Source organism: Cellulomonas persica, from assembly GCF_007989825.1.
GTDB lineage: Bacteria > Actinomycetota > Actinomycetes > Actinomycetales > Cellulomonadaceae > Cellulomonas > Cellulomonas persica.
This window is the reverse complement of record NZ_BJUA01000029.1, coordinates 1-13,132: the sequence shown is the minus strand read 5'-3', so window position 1 is coordinate 13,132 and position 13,132 is coordinate 1. Positions and strand designations below refer to the sequence as shown.

Below are 13,132 nucleotides of genomic sequence, written 5' to 3'. Positions count from 1 at the left end.
CGCAAGGTCCTGTACGTCACGGGCGAGGAGTCGGTCGCGCAGGTCCGGCTGCGCGCGGACCGCATCCGCGCGCTCGACCCGAACCTCCTGCTGGCCGACGAGACGGACCTCGCGAGCGTGCTCGGGCACATCGAGCAGTCGGACCCGGACATGTTCGTGCTCGACTCGGTGCAGACGGTCGCGTCCGCGCAGGTCGAGGGGTCCGCGGGCGGCGTCTCGCAGGTGCGCGAGGTCAGCTCGGCCGTGATCCAGGCCGCCAAGTCGCGCGACATGCCGACGGTGCTCGTCGGCCACGTCACGAAGGACGGCTCGGTCGCGGGGCCGCGCACGCTCGAGCACCTCGTGGACGTGGTCTGCCAGTTCGAGGGTGAGCGCCACTCGCGCCTGCGCCTGCTGCGCGCGACGAAGAACCGGTACGGCCCGACCGACGAGGTCGGCTGCTTCGACCTGTCGGAGTCCGGCATCGTCGGGCTGCCGGACCCGTCGGGGCTGTTCGTGTCCCAGGCGCTGCACGCGGTCCCGGGCACGTGCCTGACGGTCACGCTCGAGGGTCGTCGGCCGCTCGCCGTGGAGGTCCAGGCGCTCGTCGCGCCGTCGGCCGCGCCCAACCCGCGTCGCACGACGAGCGGCGTCGACTCCGCGCGGCTCGCGATGGTGCTCGCGGTGCTGCAGCGGCGGCTCGGTGCGCGGCTCGCGGACCAGGACGTCTACCTGTCGACGGTCGGCGGTGCGCGCGTCGTCGAGCCCGCCGGGGACCTCGCGCTCGCGCTCGCGGCGATCGGCTCGCGCGAGGACGTCGCGCTGCCGCGCGGGCTCGTCGCGCTGGGCGAGGTGGGGCTCGCGGGTGAGATCCGCGCGGTGCCCGGGGTCGGCCGCAGGCTCGCGGAGGCGGCGCGCCTGGGGTTCCGGCGCGCGATCGTGCCGGCCTCGTCGGTCGACGACCTCGTCCCGCCGGACGGCGTCCACGTGCTCGGCGCGACGGACCTGGCGCACGCGGTCCAGCTCGTCGGAGCGGTCGGTTCACCCGCACCTGCGGGTCAGCCTGTCTGAGCCCGGCCGGACGCATCGTTACCATCGTCCGGTGGCCGCCTTGCACTCCCCCGACGACCTGCTGCGTTCGACCCTGGCAGCAGTCGCACCCGGCAGCGCCCTGCGCGACGGGCTGGAGCGCATCCTGCGAGGCCGCACGGGCGCGCTGATCGTGCTCGGCTTCGACCGCACGGTCGAGAGCATCTGCTCGGGCGGGTTCGTCCTGGACGTCGAGTTCTCCGCGACGCGTCTGCGTGAGCTGTGCAAGATGGACGGCGCGGTCGTGGTCGACCGGGACATCAGCCGCATCGTGCGCGCCGCCGTGCAGCTGCTGCCGGACGTGACGATCGAGACGTCCGAGTCGGGCACGCGCCACCGCACCGCCGAGCGCGTCGCCAAGCAGACCGGCCTGCCCGTCATCTCGGTGTCCGCGTCCATGCGGATCATCGCGCTGTACGTGGGCAACCAGCGCTACGTGCTCGAGGACTCGACCACGATCCTGTCCCGCGCGAACCAGGCGCTCGCGACGCTCGAGCGCTACAAGACGCGCCTCGACGAGGTGTCGGGCACGCTGTCCGCGCTCGAGATCGAGGACCTGGTCACGGTCCGCGACGTGTCCGCGGTCGTGCAGCGCCTCGAGATGGTCCGGCGCATCTCCGACGAGATCGAGAGCTACGTCGTCGAGCTCGGCACCGACGGGCGCCTGCTCGCGCTGCAGCACGACGAGCTCGTCGGCACGATCGGCTCGGACCGTGAGCTCGTCATCCGGGACTACCTCGACCAGTCGCGCGTCGACCTCGACGCGGTGCTCGGCTCGCTCGCCGACCTGGACTCGACCGAGCTGCTCGACATCGCGCGGATCGCGCGCGTGCTGGGCCTGCCGGGTGGCGGCGACGCGCTCGACGCGGCGGTCGGCCCGCGCGGCTACCGCTTGCTCTCGCGCGTGCCGCGCCTGCCGGGCACGATCGTCGACCGGCTCGTCGCACACTTCGGCGGGCTGCAGAAGCTCCTGGCCGCGGGCATCGACGACCTCATGGCCGTCGACGGCGTCGGCGAGCAGCGGGCGCGTGCGGTGCGCGAGGGTCTGTCGCGCCTCGCCGAGTCGAGCATCCTCGAGCGTTACGTCTGAGCCTGCCGGGCGGCGGGCAGGACCCGGCGTCGCTCAGCCCCAGGGCGTGTACGAGCTGCCCTTCTCGATCCGCTCGACGATCTTCGCGAGCTCCTCGGCGACCTTGGCGTCCTGCCGGTCCAGGTCGGCGATCGCGAGCTCGAGGTTGCGCGCGCCGTTGCGCACCTCCCACGCGAGCTCCTTGACGAGCTCGTAGAGCAGGAGGTTCATCTCGCTGACGCTCGAGCTGGGGCCGGTCGCACCGATGCCGATCGACGCGTCGCGCGTCACGGCCCACGACGTGCGGGACTGCAGCGCGAGGTTGCCGATCCGGTCGAGCTCGTCGGCCACCGCGGGCATGTGCACGCGGTAGATCTCCTCGACGAGCGCGCGCTGGATGAGCAGGATGCCGTCGCCGTCGTGGATGGGCGGCTGCGTGAGGTCGTACGACGTCGGGTCGTTGCGGACGTTGCGCAGGTTGGTCTGCAGGTTGTCGTCGAGCTGGCGCTCCTCGTCGCGGATCTGCGTGTTGAGCGTCGAGAACGCGGTACGGAGCTGGGTCATCGCCTCGTCGAAGCTGCCCGGCGTGGCCTTGTCCGTGGTCGTGGTGGCGGGAGCGGTCGCCTTGACGACCTCGACGCCCAGCCCGCCGACCTCGAACGCGGTCGCGAGCCCGCCCGTCGCGAAGATCTTGAGGCCCTTGGCGGCCCAGCCGACGACGTCGACGACCTGCTCCCAGGTGATCGACCCGCCCGCGGCGACGGCGTCGAACGCCTCGCGACCCTGGACGAGGATCCGGTCGACGCTCGAGCGCGCCGCGGTCCACAGCCCCTCCTGCGCGGCGACGTCCGCGCCGCGGACCACGGAGATCGCGTGGAACCCGCCGACGACCTGCCCGAGCTGGACGAGGAACTTCGCCTTGAACGACGCGATGAGCTCGCCGGACATGGCCGCCGAGTTCTGCTCGATCAGCTTGATGTAGCCGCCGAGCTCGCCCGCACCCGCGGCGATCCCGCCCTGCGCGGAGGCCGCGCCGGACAGCCGCCGCGTGACCTGGCGGCACTCCTCGACGATGGGGCTGACCGACGAGGGGTCGGGCAGGTCGAGCCACGGGGCGACGAGCGTCTCGATGTCCTGGCGGATCTGCCCGAAGGCCGTCTGGAACTCGTCGTCGCGGTCGACGAGCCCGAACAGGCTGCCGAGGAGGTCGGAGCTCCAGTCCCCGCCGCCCTGCCCGTCCGGGCCGGGGCGCGTCACCCGGGAGCTGCCTCCGCGTGAGCTGATCTCGTAGTGGCCGTCGTACAGCCGCCAGCCCTGGTCGTGCATCCACGCGTCGATCGCGGACTGCTGCAGCCGCCCGACGAGGTAGGGGGTGATCGCGCAGGTGTCCATCACGGCTCCTTCGTCGTGGCGGCGGCACGGGGGGCGGCGTCCTGCTCGGCGGCGGGCCGGCTCCCGGACCCGCGAGGCCGGGTGCGGTCGATCACGAGCGCACCGATCACCACCGCGAGCACCACGATCAGCAGGGTCTGGCGGTCCTGCCGTGCGTCGCGGCACGCGGCGCGCAGGCGGTCGGCGGCGGCGGACAGGTCCGTCCCGGGGACCTCGGCGACGACGTGCTCGACCGCGTCGAGCTGGTCCGACGGCAGCCGGTCGGCGAGGTCGACGGGCTCACGCCACGCGGTCCCGAGGGACTGGCAGCTCACGGTGTCGCCGGTCGACTCGACGCGGAAGGTCGGCGGCGCGAGCAGCACCCACCCGAGCACGACGGCAGCCACCAGCACGCGGCCCCACTGACCCCACGACATGCCGGGTCCTCCCCCTGGACGATTCGGGCGAGCCGTACGCTACCGGACGCCCGTGCCGCCCCGGCCTCCCGTTCACCCGTTCGTCGGACCGGGTCCGCGGAGGGTGGACCGCACGCGGGACCCGCGCTCAGCGCAGGTCGAACACCGCCTTGCCGACGACCTCGCCGTCGATCCGGAACGTGGCCGTGTACGTCCCGGCACGGGGGGTGCTCTGCATCGAGCCGCAGCCCTTCTCCGACCGCACGCGCGGCCAGGTGTAGACCTCCTCGCTCGGCACTCCCGGCCCGAGCAGGAGCGGTCGACTCTCGGGGTCGTCGCCCTGGCAGTGGGTGCTGGACCACACGAGGTCCTCACCCGAGGTCACGGTGACGCGCCGGTTGGCGTCGCCCGCCTCGAACAGGCACGCGTCGTCGAGCGTGCTGGTCACGGTGATGCGGAAGGCGGGCTTGTCCGCACCGGCGAACGCGGTCGCGGTGGCCTCGACGTCGACGTCGAGGTCGTCGACCCGGCACACGCTCACCCCGGCGGCCTGGGCGGCACGCTCGAGCGCGGAAGCGGCCTCGTCGTCCGTCGTCCCGTCGCCCAGGGCGGACTGCTCCTGCGTCTCGTCCTGCGTCGCCTCGCCCTTCGTGTCGTCACCCTTCGTCGCACCCTTCGTGGCGGTGCTCGTGGACGCGCTCGCGGCGGTCTGCCGCGGGTCCGCCGACGCCGACGAGCCGCGTCCCGCGAGCCACCACACGACGAGCGCGAGGACGAGCACCGGCACCACGAGCACCACGAGCCGGCGCACGACGTACACGCGACGCGGCAGCGGTGCGCGCGGCGTCGGTCGCGGGCTGCCTCCGCTCGCCTGGGTCACGTCTCGCTCCTCGTCGTCCCGACGCCTGCGTCCGGCGCCTCGCGCGGACCCGCGTGCGGGTTGTCGGCCGTCCGGGTGGCGTCCTGTCACCGATCCGGGTGTGGTCGGTCCACGGTACGAGGCGCGGGGCGCGCTCGCGTGGCGCGTCGCGGCGTGCCGCGCACGACGGTGGCGGTTGGCAGGATGCAGGGGTGCACGCCGCCCCAGCCCTCTCGCCGACGTCCGACGCGCCGGGCGCCCCGGGCAGCAGCCCCGACGGCACCGCAGCCGGCACGGCGGCCGACGTCCCGGAGCGCGGGGTCGTGGACCGTGTCGTGTCCTGGTACGACGAGCACGCGCGCGACCTGCCGTGGCGCGCACCCGACCGCACGCCGTGGGGCGTCCTGGTCAGCGAGGTCATGCTGCAGCAGACGCCCGTGGTCCGGGTCGAGCCGGCGTGGCGCGCGTGGATGGGCCGGTGGCCGACGCCCGCGGACCTGGCGGCGGCACCGACCGCGGACGTGCTGCGCGCGTGGGACCGGCTCGGCTACCCGCGGCGTGCGCTGCGGCTGCAGCAGTGCGCGCAGGTCGTCGTCGATCGGCACGGCGGTCAGGTGCCGGACGACGAGGCCGCGCTCCTGGCCCTGCCCGGCATCGGCTCGTACACGGCGGCCGCGGTGCGGTCGTTCGCGTTCGGGCGCCGCGCGGTGGTGCTGGACACCAACGTGCGCCGGGTGCTGGCGCGCGCGGTCGACGGGCACGCGCTGCCCGCCCCGGCGCAGACGCGCGCGGAGGTCGAGCGGGCCGCGGCGCTCGTGCCGGACGACGACGCGTCCGCGGCGCGCTGGGCCCAGGCAAGCATGGAGCTCGGGGCGCTGGTGTGCACGGCGAGGGCGCCGCGCTGCGACGAGTGCCCGCTGGTCTCGTCGTGCGCGTGGGTCGCTGCGGGCCGCCCCGCCGACCTGCACGCGCACCGTCGACGCACGCAGGCGTGGGCGGGCACGGACCGTCAGGTGCGCGGACGGATCATGGCGCTGCTGCGCGAGTCCCCGGTGCACGTCCCCGAGCCGGTGCTCGACGAGGCCTGGTCGGCGACGCCGCAGCGGGCGCGCGCGCTGGCGGGGCTGCTCGCGGACGGGCTGGTCGTCGAGCACCAGCCGCACCCGGACGAGCCGCCGTCGTACGCGCTGCCCGGCTGAGCGCCACCCGGCCCCGCGGGCGACGGGAAGCGGTCAGAGGTCGACGATCATGCGCGTGTTGCCCAGGGTGTTGGGCTTGACCCGCGCGAGGTCGAGGAACTCGGCCACACCGTCGTCGTGCGAGCGCAGCAGCTCGGCGTACACCTCGGTGTCGACGGCCGGGCCCTCGATCGCGCGGAACCCGTGCTGCGTGAAGAAGTCGACCTCGAACGTGAGGCAGAACAGGCGCTTGAGCCCGAGCGTGCGCGCGCGCTCCATGAGCGCGGTCAGCAGCGCGTGACCGACGCGCCGACCGCGGAACTCGCGCGACACCGCGAGCGTGCGGATCTCCGCGAGGTCCTCCCACATGACGTGCAGCGCGCCGCACCCGACGACCTGGCCGGCCGTGGCGGGCTCGTCGGACACCGCGACCGCGAACTCCTGCACCGACTCGTAGTACCCGACCCACTCCTTGGCGAGCAGGATGCGCTCGTCGGCGTACGGCTGCACGAGGGATCGGATGACGCGGACGTCGGCGGGCAGCGCTGGACGGACGTGCACGGGTGCGGCGGTCACGTGCCCAACCTAGACCGCGGCACTACGCGCCCGTGGTCGCCGTCCGTGCGCGCGTGCGCCGGACGGGTCCGGGGTCGGCGGCCTCCAGGAGTGCGCCGGCGGTCACCTCGTCGACGACGAGGTCGGTGACGACGCCCGCGCGCAGCGCCGCGAGCAGGGGCGCGACCTTGTTGTCCCCGGCGACCACGCACACGCGCCGCGGCAGCCGCTGCAGCTCGGTCGGGGTCGGGCCGGTGGCGCGCGCGTTGAGGGGCACGTCCTGCCACGAGCCGTCGGCGCGCAGGAAGACCGTGCACACGTCACCCACCACGCCCTCGTCGTGCAGGACGCGCACGTCCGCGTCGTCGAGGTACCCGGCCGAGTAGACGTGCGACGGCACCGCACCCGCGACGGCTCCCACGGAGAACACCGCGATGTCCGCGCGGCGCTGCATGTCCAGGACGCGCCGCACGGAGCGCTCGCGCCACATCGCGGCCTTGGTGTCGGAGAAGTCGAAGAACGCCGGGACGGAGAAATGGTGCACGGCCGCGCCGAAGGCGGTGCCGAACGACGAGATCAGGTCGCTCGCGTAGTCGACCCCGGACGTCCGCATGTTCGCGGCGCCGTTGAGCTGGACCACCGCGGCGCCGCGCGTGGGCTTGGGCACGAGGTAGCGCGAGACGGAGGCGAGCGTGGTGCCCCACGCGATGCCGAGCACCATGTCGGAGTCGAACCACGAGGTCAGCAGCTTGGCCGCGGTCATCGAGACCTGGTCGAGCCGTTCGATGTGGGACGACGAGTCCGGCACGGGCACGACGTACGCGTCGACACCGAACGCCGCACTCACGGAGCGACCGAGCCCGGGCGCACGTGTGCTCGCGGGCCGCAGCGTGATCTCGACGAGCCCGGTCTCGCGGGCGCGCTTGATGAGCCGGGAGACGGTCGAGCGCGAGGTCCCGAGGTGCCGCGCGATGACCTCCATCTTCAGGTCCTGCAGGTAGTACATGGACGCGGCACGCAGCACGTCCTGCTCCCGGTCCAGCTCCATCGCTCCCCCTCGTCGGTGTGCGCCCACGCACCCGGCGCTGCACGTTTGTGCACTCCGGTTGCGCATCCGTTCCGGTCGTGATGACCATAGCGAGCGTCACCGGATCGGGCGAGAGGGACGCAGGACGCCCGGTCCGGCAGGAGCCTCGCGCCGGAACGGCCGGCGCACCCGGCACCGGCAGCACCCAGGACCCGGACCACCCAGGACCCGCAACACCAGGAGGACGTGCACATGAGGACCGCACCGCTGACGGCCCAGGCACGGCAGGACGCTCTCACCCGGCTGCGCGACTCGGCCGGTCAGGGCGACGAGCTCGACGTCCTCGTCGTCGGGGGCGGCGTCACGGGGGCGGGCATCGCGGTCGACGCCGTGACGCGCGGCCTGTCCACCGCGATCATCGAGGCGCAGGACTGGGCGAGCGGCACGTCGAGCCGGTCCAGCAAGCTCGTGCACGGTGGCCTGCGCTACCTGCAGATGCTCGACTTCCACCTGGTCCGCGAGGCCCTGACCGAGCGCGACCTGCTCATCACCAAGCTCGCCCCCCACCTGGTCAAGCCCGTCTCGTTCCTGTACCCGCTCGAGAACCGGGTCTGGGAGCGCGCGTACGTCGGCGCGGGCGTCGCGCTGTACGACACGCTCGCGACGGTCTCGGGCTCGCGCCGCGCGATGCCGATCCACCGGCACCTGACGCGCAAGGGCATGGAGCGCCTGTTCCCCGACCTGCGGCACGACGCCGCGATCGGCGCGGTCCGGTACTGGGACGCGAGCGTGGACGACGCGCGCCTGGTCTCGACGCTCGTGCGCACGGCCGTCAGCTACGGCGCGCACGCGGCGAGCCGCACGCAGGTGGTCGACCTGCAGACGACGACGGGCGGCGCCGTGACCGGTGCGGTCGTCGAGGACCTCGAGACCGGCGAGCGCATCGACGTGCGCGCGCGGCACGTCATCAACGCGACCGGCGTGTGGACCGAGCAGACCGAGGCCCTGGCGGGCTCCGAGGGCGGGCTGCGCGTGCTCGCGTCCAAGGGCATCCACATCGTCGTGCCGCGCTCGCGCATCGCGGGCGACACGGGACTGATCCTGCAGACCGAGAAGTCCGTGCTGTTCATCATCCCGTGGTCCCGCTACTGGGTGATCGGCACGACCGACACCCCGTGGGAGCAGGAGCTCACGCACCCCGTCGCGACGAGCGCCGACATCGACTACGTGATCGACCACGCCAACGCGGTGCTCTCGCGCCCCATCTCGCGCGACGACGTGATCGGGACCTGGGCGGGCCTGCGGCCGCTGCTGCAGCCCGGCACCAAGGCGGGCACGTCGTCGGCCAAGGTCTCGCGCGAGCACACCGTGGCGTCCCCGACGCCCGGCCTGACCGTGATCGCGGGCGGCAAGCTCACGACGTACCGCGTGATGGCCAAGGACGCGGTCGACTTCGCGATCGGCTCGCGCGCGACCACGCTGCCGTCGCTGACGCACGAGCTCCCGCTCGTCGGCGCCGAGGGCCTGCACGTCATCCAGCGCCAGGCGCGCGCGATCGGCAAGAAGTACGGCTGGGACCGGCCGCGCATGGACCACCTGCTGCACCGGTACGGCTCGCTGCTCGGCGAGCTCACGGACCTGTGCGACGAGCGTCCGGAGCTGGCCGCGCCGCTGCCGCACGCGCCCGCGTACATCGGAGCGGAGATCGTCTACGCCGCGAGCCACGAGGGTGCGCTGCACCTCGACGACGTGCTCATGCACCGCACGCGCCTCAACTACGAGCAGGCGGACAAGGGGGTCGGTGCGCTCGAGGAGATCGCCGACCTGGTCGCGCCGGTGCTCGGCTGGGACGACGCGACGCGCAGCCGCGAGGTCGAGGCGTACCGCGCCCGCGCCGAGGCCGAGGAGGCCGCCGCCGCGGAGCCCGACGACGTGTCGGCCGAGAAGGTGCGCCTGCGCGCGCTCGACATCGCACCGATGAAGCCCCAGGGGGTGTGAGGCACCCCCTGGAGGCACCACCCCCAGACCCCCGTTCCCCGGGGCGCACGTGACAACGAGGTCCGTCAGAAGGGATAGGCCGTGAACACACTGATGCAACAGGCGTTCTGGTCCGAGATCTTGGGTACGGCGATGCTCCTGCTCCTCGGTGCAGGCGTCGTCGCGAACGTCATCCTGCCGAGGACGAAGGGCAACGCCGGCGGCTGGTTGCTCATCAACTTCGGCTGGGGCCTCGCGGTCTTCGCGGGTGTCTTCGTCGCGTTCAAGTCGGGCGCGCACATCAACCCGGCGGTCACCGTCGGCTTCCTCGCCGCGGACCAGCCCTTCGCCCAGATCACCGGGCCGGACGGCATGGTCACCGCGACGATCGAGCCGACCATCGGCAACGCGATGTGGTACATCCTCGCGCAGCTCATCGGTGCGTTCATCGGTGCCGTGCTCGCGTGGTTCGCGTACAAGAAGCACTTCGACGAGGAGGCCGAGCCCGGCATCAAGCTGGCCGTGTTCTCGACCGGGCCCGAGCTGCGCTCGTACGCCTGGAACTTCATCACCGAGCTCATCGCGACCTTCGTGCTCGTGTTCGTGATCCTCTGCTCGGGCAGGACCCCGCACCAGCTCGGCCCGCTCTGGGTCGCGATGCTCGTCGTCGGCATCGGCGCGAGCCTCGGCGGTCCCACCGGGTACGCGATCAACCCGGCACGTGACCTCGGTCCCCGCATCGCGCACGCGGTGCTGCCCATCCCGGGCAAGGGCAGCAGCGACTGGGCGTACTCCTGGGTGCCCGTGCTCGGCCCGCTCGTCGGCGGTCTCCTCGCCGGCCTGGCCGCGACCGTCTACGTGTACTGACACCTGCCGACCACCGACCGGCGGGCGCCACGACGCGCCCGCCGGTCGCCCCCACCCGCTCCAGCACGGCATCCGACGGAGGAAGACACCCCATGTCCGACACGAAGTACGTCATGGCGATCGACCAGGGCACGACCAGCACGCGCGCGATCATCTTCGACCACAAGGCGAACATCATCGCGACCGGGCAGAAGGAGCACGAGCAGATCTTCCCGAGGGCCGGCTGGGTCGAGCACGACGCGACGGAGATCTGGGTCAACACGCGCGAGGTCGTCGGTCAGGCGCTCGGCCGCGCGAGCCTGCAGAACTCCGACATCGAGGCCGTCGGCATCACGAACCAGCGCGAGACCGCGGTCGTCTGGGACAAGCGCACCGGTGAGCCCGTCTACAACGCGATCGTCTGGCAGGACACCCGCACGCAGAAGATCTGCGACGAGCTCGGCGCCCTGGGGGGCGGCGCGGAGCGGTACAAGGACCGCGTGGGCCTGCCGCTGGCGACCTACTTCTCGGGCCCGAAGATCCGCTGGATCCTCGACAACGTCGAGGGTGCGCGCGAGAAGGCCGAGGCCGGTCACCTCGCGTTCGGGAACACCGACTCGTGGGTGCTGTGGAACATGACCGGCGGGCCCGACGGCGGCGTGCACGTCACGGACGTCACGAACGCGTCGCGCACCATGCTCATGAATCTGGACACCCTCTCGTGGAACGAGGAGATCGCGGGCGAGATGGGGATCCCCGTCTCGATGCTGCCCGAGATCCGCTCGTCGTCCGAGGTCTACGGCGAGGGCCGCGCCAAGGGTCTGCTCGCGGGCGTGCCGATCGCGGGCATCCTGGGCGACCAGCAGGCCGCCACGTTCGGCCAGGCGTGCTTCGAGGTCGGCCACGCGAAGAACACGTACGGCACGGGCAACTTCATGCTGATCAACACGGGCACGGAGATCGTCCCGAGCAAGAACGGCCTGCTGACGACGGTCTGCTACAAGATCGGCGACGCCGACGCGGTCTACGCGCTCGAGGGTTCGATCGCGGTCACCGGCTCCCTGGTCCAGTGGCTGCGCGACAACCTCGGGATCATCTCGTCCGCACCGGAGATCGAGCAGCTCGCGGCGAGCGTCGAGGACAACGGTGGCGCGTACTTCGTCCCGGCGTTCTCGGGCCTGTTCGCGCCGTACTGGCGCTCCGACGCACGCGGCGCTCTCGTGGGGCTCACGCGCTTCGTCAACAAGGGCCACATCGCCCGCGCGGCCCTGGAGGCCACGGCCTTCCAGACGCGCGAGGTCCTCGACGCGATGAACGCGGACTCCGGCGTGGACCTCACCGAGCTCAAGGTCGACGGCGGCATGATCGCCAACGAGGCGCTCATGCAGTTCCAGGCCGACATCCTCGGTGTGGACGTCGTGCGTCCCAAGATCGCCGAGACCACGGCGCTCGGCGCCGCGTACGCGGCGGGCATCGCCGTCGGCTTCTGGTCCGGCGAGCAGGACGTCATCGACAACTGGGCCGAGGACAAGCGCTGGACGCCGCAGATGGACACCGACGAGCGCGACCGCCAGTACCGCCTGTGGAAGAAGGCCGTCACGAGGACGTTCGACTGGGTCGACGACGACGTGAGGTAGGCCCACCCGCGGTGCAGGACGAGGCCGGGGCGCACAGGGCGCTCCGGCCTCGTCGTGTCCTGCGTCCTGCTCGGCACCGTCACGGTCGGCGCGGACGGCACGTTCGCCGAGCGGCTGTCGCTGCCGCTGGGCATGCGTGGCTAGGAGCGCCGGATGCGCATCGAGCCGTCGTCGTCGACGTCGAGCTGTGCCATGCGCACGCTGCGCAGGTGGTCGCGGCCGGAGGTCTCGGCGTCGTGGTACAGCAGGTACCAGACCCCGTCCCACTCGACGATCGAGCCGTGCGTGGTCCACCCGGTCACGGGTCCCAGCAGCACGCCGCGGTACGTGAACGGCCCGTACGGCGAGTCCCCGATCGCGTAGACGAGCTGGTGGGAGTCACCGTTGGAGTACATGAACACGTACCGGCCCGCGACCTTCGAGATCCACGCCCCCTCGAAGAACCGGTTCGGGTCGCGCGCCGCGAGCGGGCGCCCGGTGTCGTCGACGAGCACCAGGGGGCGGGTCGGCTCGGCGAGCGAGAGCAGGTCGTCGGACAGGCGCGCGATGCGCGGCGCGAGCGCGGGCTCGTCGAGCGCGGGGTAGGCGTCGACGCCCGTGTAGCGGTCGTCGCGCCAACGCTGCAGCTGTCCGCCGAGGATGCCGCCCGTGACGAGGTACGACGAGCCGTCGTCGTCGGTGAACACCGCGGGGTCGATGCTGTACGCGCCCGCGATCGGCTCGGGCTCCGCCACGAACGGCCCGGCGGGGTGCGCGGACGTGGCGACGCCGATCCGGAAGACGCCGTCGTGGTCCTTGGCGGGGAAGAACAGGTAGTAGGTGTCGCCCTTGCGCGCGGCGTCGGGCGCCCAGAGCTGGCGCGCCGCCCACGGCACGTCCTCGATCGCGAGCGCGACGCCGTGGTCGACGACCGGACCGTCGAGGCTCGTCAGGGACAGCACGTGGTAGTCGCGCATGTCGTACTGGCTGCCGGTGTCGTCCGCGGTCGCGCCGGTGTCCTCGTCGTGCGACGGGTAGACCCACAACGTGCCGTCCCACACGTGCCCGGACGGGTCAGCGGTCCAGATGCCCTCGACGAGCGGCCCCGTGAGCGCGGCGGGCGCGTCGGCGGGTCGATCGGCGGGGCGAG

Annotated in this window: 12 protein-coding genes; 6 read left to right on the top strand and 6 right to left on the bottom strand. The window is 72.7% G+C overall.

Features of this window, described 5'->3' with window-relative positions; all coding sequences use genetic code 11:
* Positions 1-1,050, top strand: a 1,050-nt coding sequence (locus CPE01_RS15970; RefSeq protein ID WP_146807796.1) for a DNA repair protein RadA family protein, incomplete at its 5' end; no start/stop codon positions are given.
* A gap of 31 nt (positions 1,051-1,081) precedes the next feature.
* Positions 1,082-2,158: a DNA integrity scanning diadenylate cyclase DisA gene (gene disA, locus CPE01_RS15965; RefSeq protein WP_146807795.1), complete on the top strand. Its 1,077-nt coding sequence runs from the start codon at positions 1,082-1,084 to the stop codon at positions 2,156-2,158.
* Between the two features lie 33 nt (positions 2,159-2,191).
* Here disA and CPE01_RS15960 read toward each other — a convergent pair whose 3' ends face one another.
* From CPE01_RS15960 to CPE01_RS15950, 3 genes are all read right to left on the bottom strand, one after another.
* Positions 2,192-3,529 (bottom strand): hypothetical protein, encoded by a 1,338-nt coding sequence (locus CPE01_RS15960; RefSeq protein ID WP_146807794.1) that lies wholly within the window; start codon positions 3,527-3,529, stop codon positions 2,192-2,194.
* Positions 3,529-3,945 (bottom strand): hypothetical protein, encoded by a 417-nt coding sequence (locus tag CPE01_RS15955; RefSeq protein ID WP_146807793.1) that lies wholly within the window; start codon positions 3,943-3,945, stop codon positions 3,529-3,531. The genes CPE01_RS15960 and CPE01_RS15955 overlap by 1 nt, the downstream gene beginning before the upstream one ends.
* A 127-nt stretch (positions 3,946-4,072) precedes the next feature.
* Positions 4,073-4,804: a hypothetical protein gene (locus tag CPE01_RS15950; protein WP_146807792.1), complete on the bottom strand. Its 732-nt coding sequence runs from the start codon at positions 4,802-4,804 to the stop codon at positions 4,073-4,075.
* A 302-nt stretch (positions 4,805-5,106) separates the two neighbouring features.
* Between CPE01_RS15950 and CPE01_RS15945 the strand changes: the two genes are divergently transcribed.
* Complete coding sequence (locus CPE01_RS15945) at positions 5,107-5,982, top strand: iron-sulfur binding domain-containing protein (protein WP_146807798.1); 876 nt, start codon at positions 5,107-5,109, stop codon at positions 5,980-5,982.
* Between the two features lie 33 nt (positions 5,983-6,015).
* Here CPE01_RS15945 and CPE01_RS15940 read toward each other — a convergent pair whose 3' ends face one another.
* Entirely contained in the window at positions 6,016-6,537 is a 522-nt protein-coding gene (locus CPE01_RS15940; protein WP_146807791.1) for an amino-acid N-acetyltransferase, read from the bottom strand.
* 22 nt (positions 6,538-6,559) lie between these two features.
* On the bottom strand, positions 6,560-7,564 hold the full coding sequence (locus tag CPE01_RS15935; RefSeq protein ID WP_146807790.1) for a sugar-binding transcriptional regulator: 1,005 nt from the start codon (positions 7,562-7,564) through the stop codon (positions 6,560-6,562).
* A 231-nt stretch (positions 7,565-7,795) separates the two neighbouring features.
* Between CPE01_RS15935 and CPE01_RS15930 the strand changes: the two genes are divergently transcribed.
* From CPE01_RS15930 to glpK, 3 genes are all read left to right on the top strand, one after another.
* Entirely contained in the window at positions 7,796-9,541 is a 1,746-nt protein-coding gene (locus tag CPE01_RS15930) for a glycerol-3-phosphate dehydrogenase/oxidase (RefSeq protein WP_146807789.1), read from the top strand.
* A gap of 93 nt (positions 9,542-9,634) precedes the next feature.
* Positions 9,635-10,387: an MIP/aquaporin family protein gene (locus CPE01_RS15925; protein WP_146807797.1), complete on the top strand. Its 753-nt coding sequence runs from the start codon at positions 9,635-9,637 to the stop codon at positions 10,385-10,387.
* A 92-nt stretch (positions 10,388-10,479) separates the two neighbouring features.
* Entirely contained in the window at positions 10,480-12,003 is a 1,524-nt protein-coding gene (gene glpK, locus CPE01_RS15920; protein WP_146807788.1) for a glycerol kinase GlpK, read from the top strand.
* 140 nt (positions 12,004-12,143) lie between these two features.
* Here the strand turns inward: glpK and CPE01_RS15915 are convergent.
* On the bottom strand, positions 12,144-13,132 hold a 989-nt coding region (locus tag CPE01_RS15915; protein WP_146807787.1), incomplete at its 5' end, for a glycoside hydrolase family 43 protein.

Excerpts from the sequence above, each read along its gene's own strand:
- CPE01_RS15960 (WP_146807794.1), bottom strand. The coding sequence starts at position 3,529 with ATGGACACCTGCGCGATCACCCCCTACCTCGTCGGGCGGCTGCAGCAG.
- CPE01_RS15930 (WP_146807789.1), top strand. The coding sequence starts at position 7,796 with ATGAGGACCGCACCGCTGACGGCCCAGGCACGGCAGGACGCTCTCACC.
- CPE01_RS15925 (WP_146807797.1), top strand. The coding sequence starts at position 9,635 with ATGCAACAGGCGTTCTGGTCCGAGATCTTGGGTACGGCGATGCTCCTG.
- glpK (WP_146807788.1), top strand. The coding sequence starts at position 10,480 with ATGTCCGACACGAAGTACGTCATGGCGATCGACCAGGGCACGACCAGC.
- CPE01_RS15955 (WP_146807793.1), bottom strand. The coding sequence starts at position 3,945 with ATGTCGTGGGGTCAGTGGGGCCGCGTGCTGGTGGCTGCCGTCGTGCTC.
- CPE01_RS15935 (WP_146807790.1), bottom strand. The coding sequence starts at position 7,564 with ATGGAGCTGGACCGGGAGCAGGACGTGCTGCGTGCCGCGTCCATGTAC.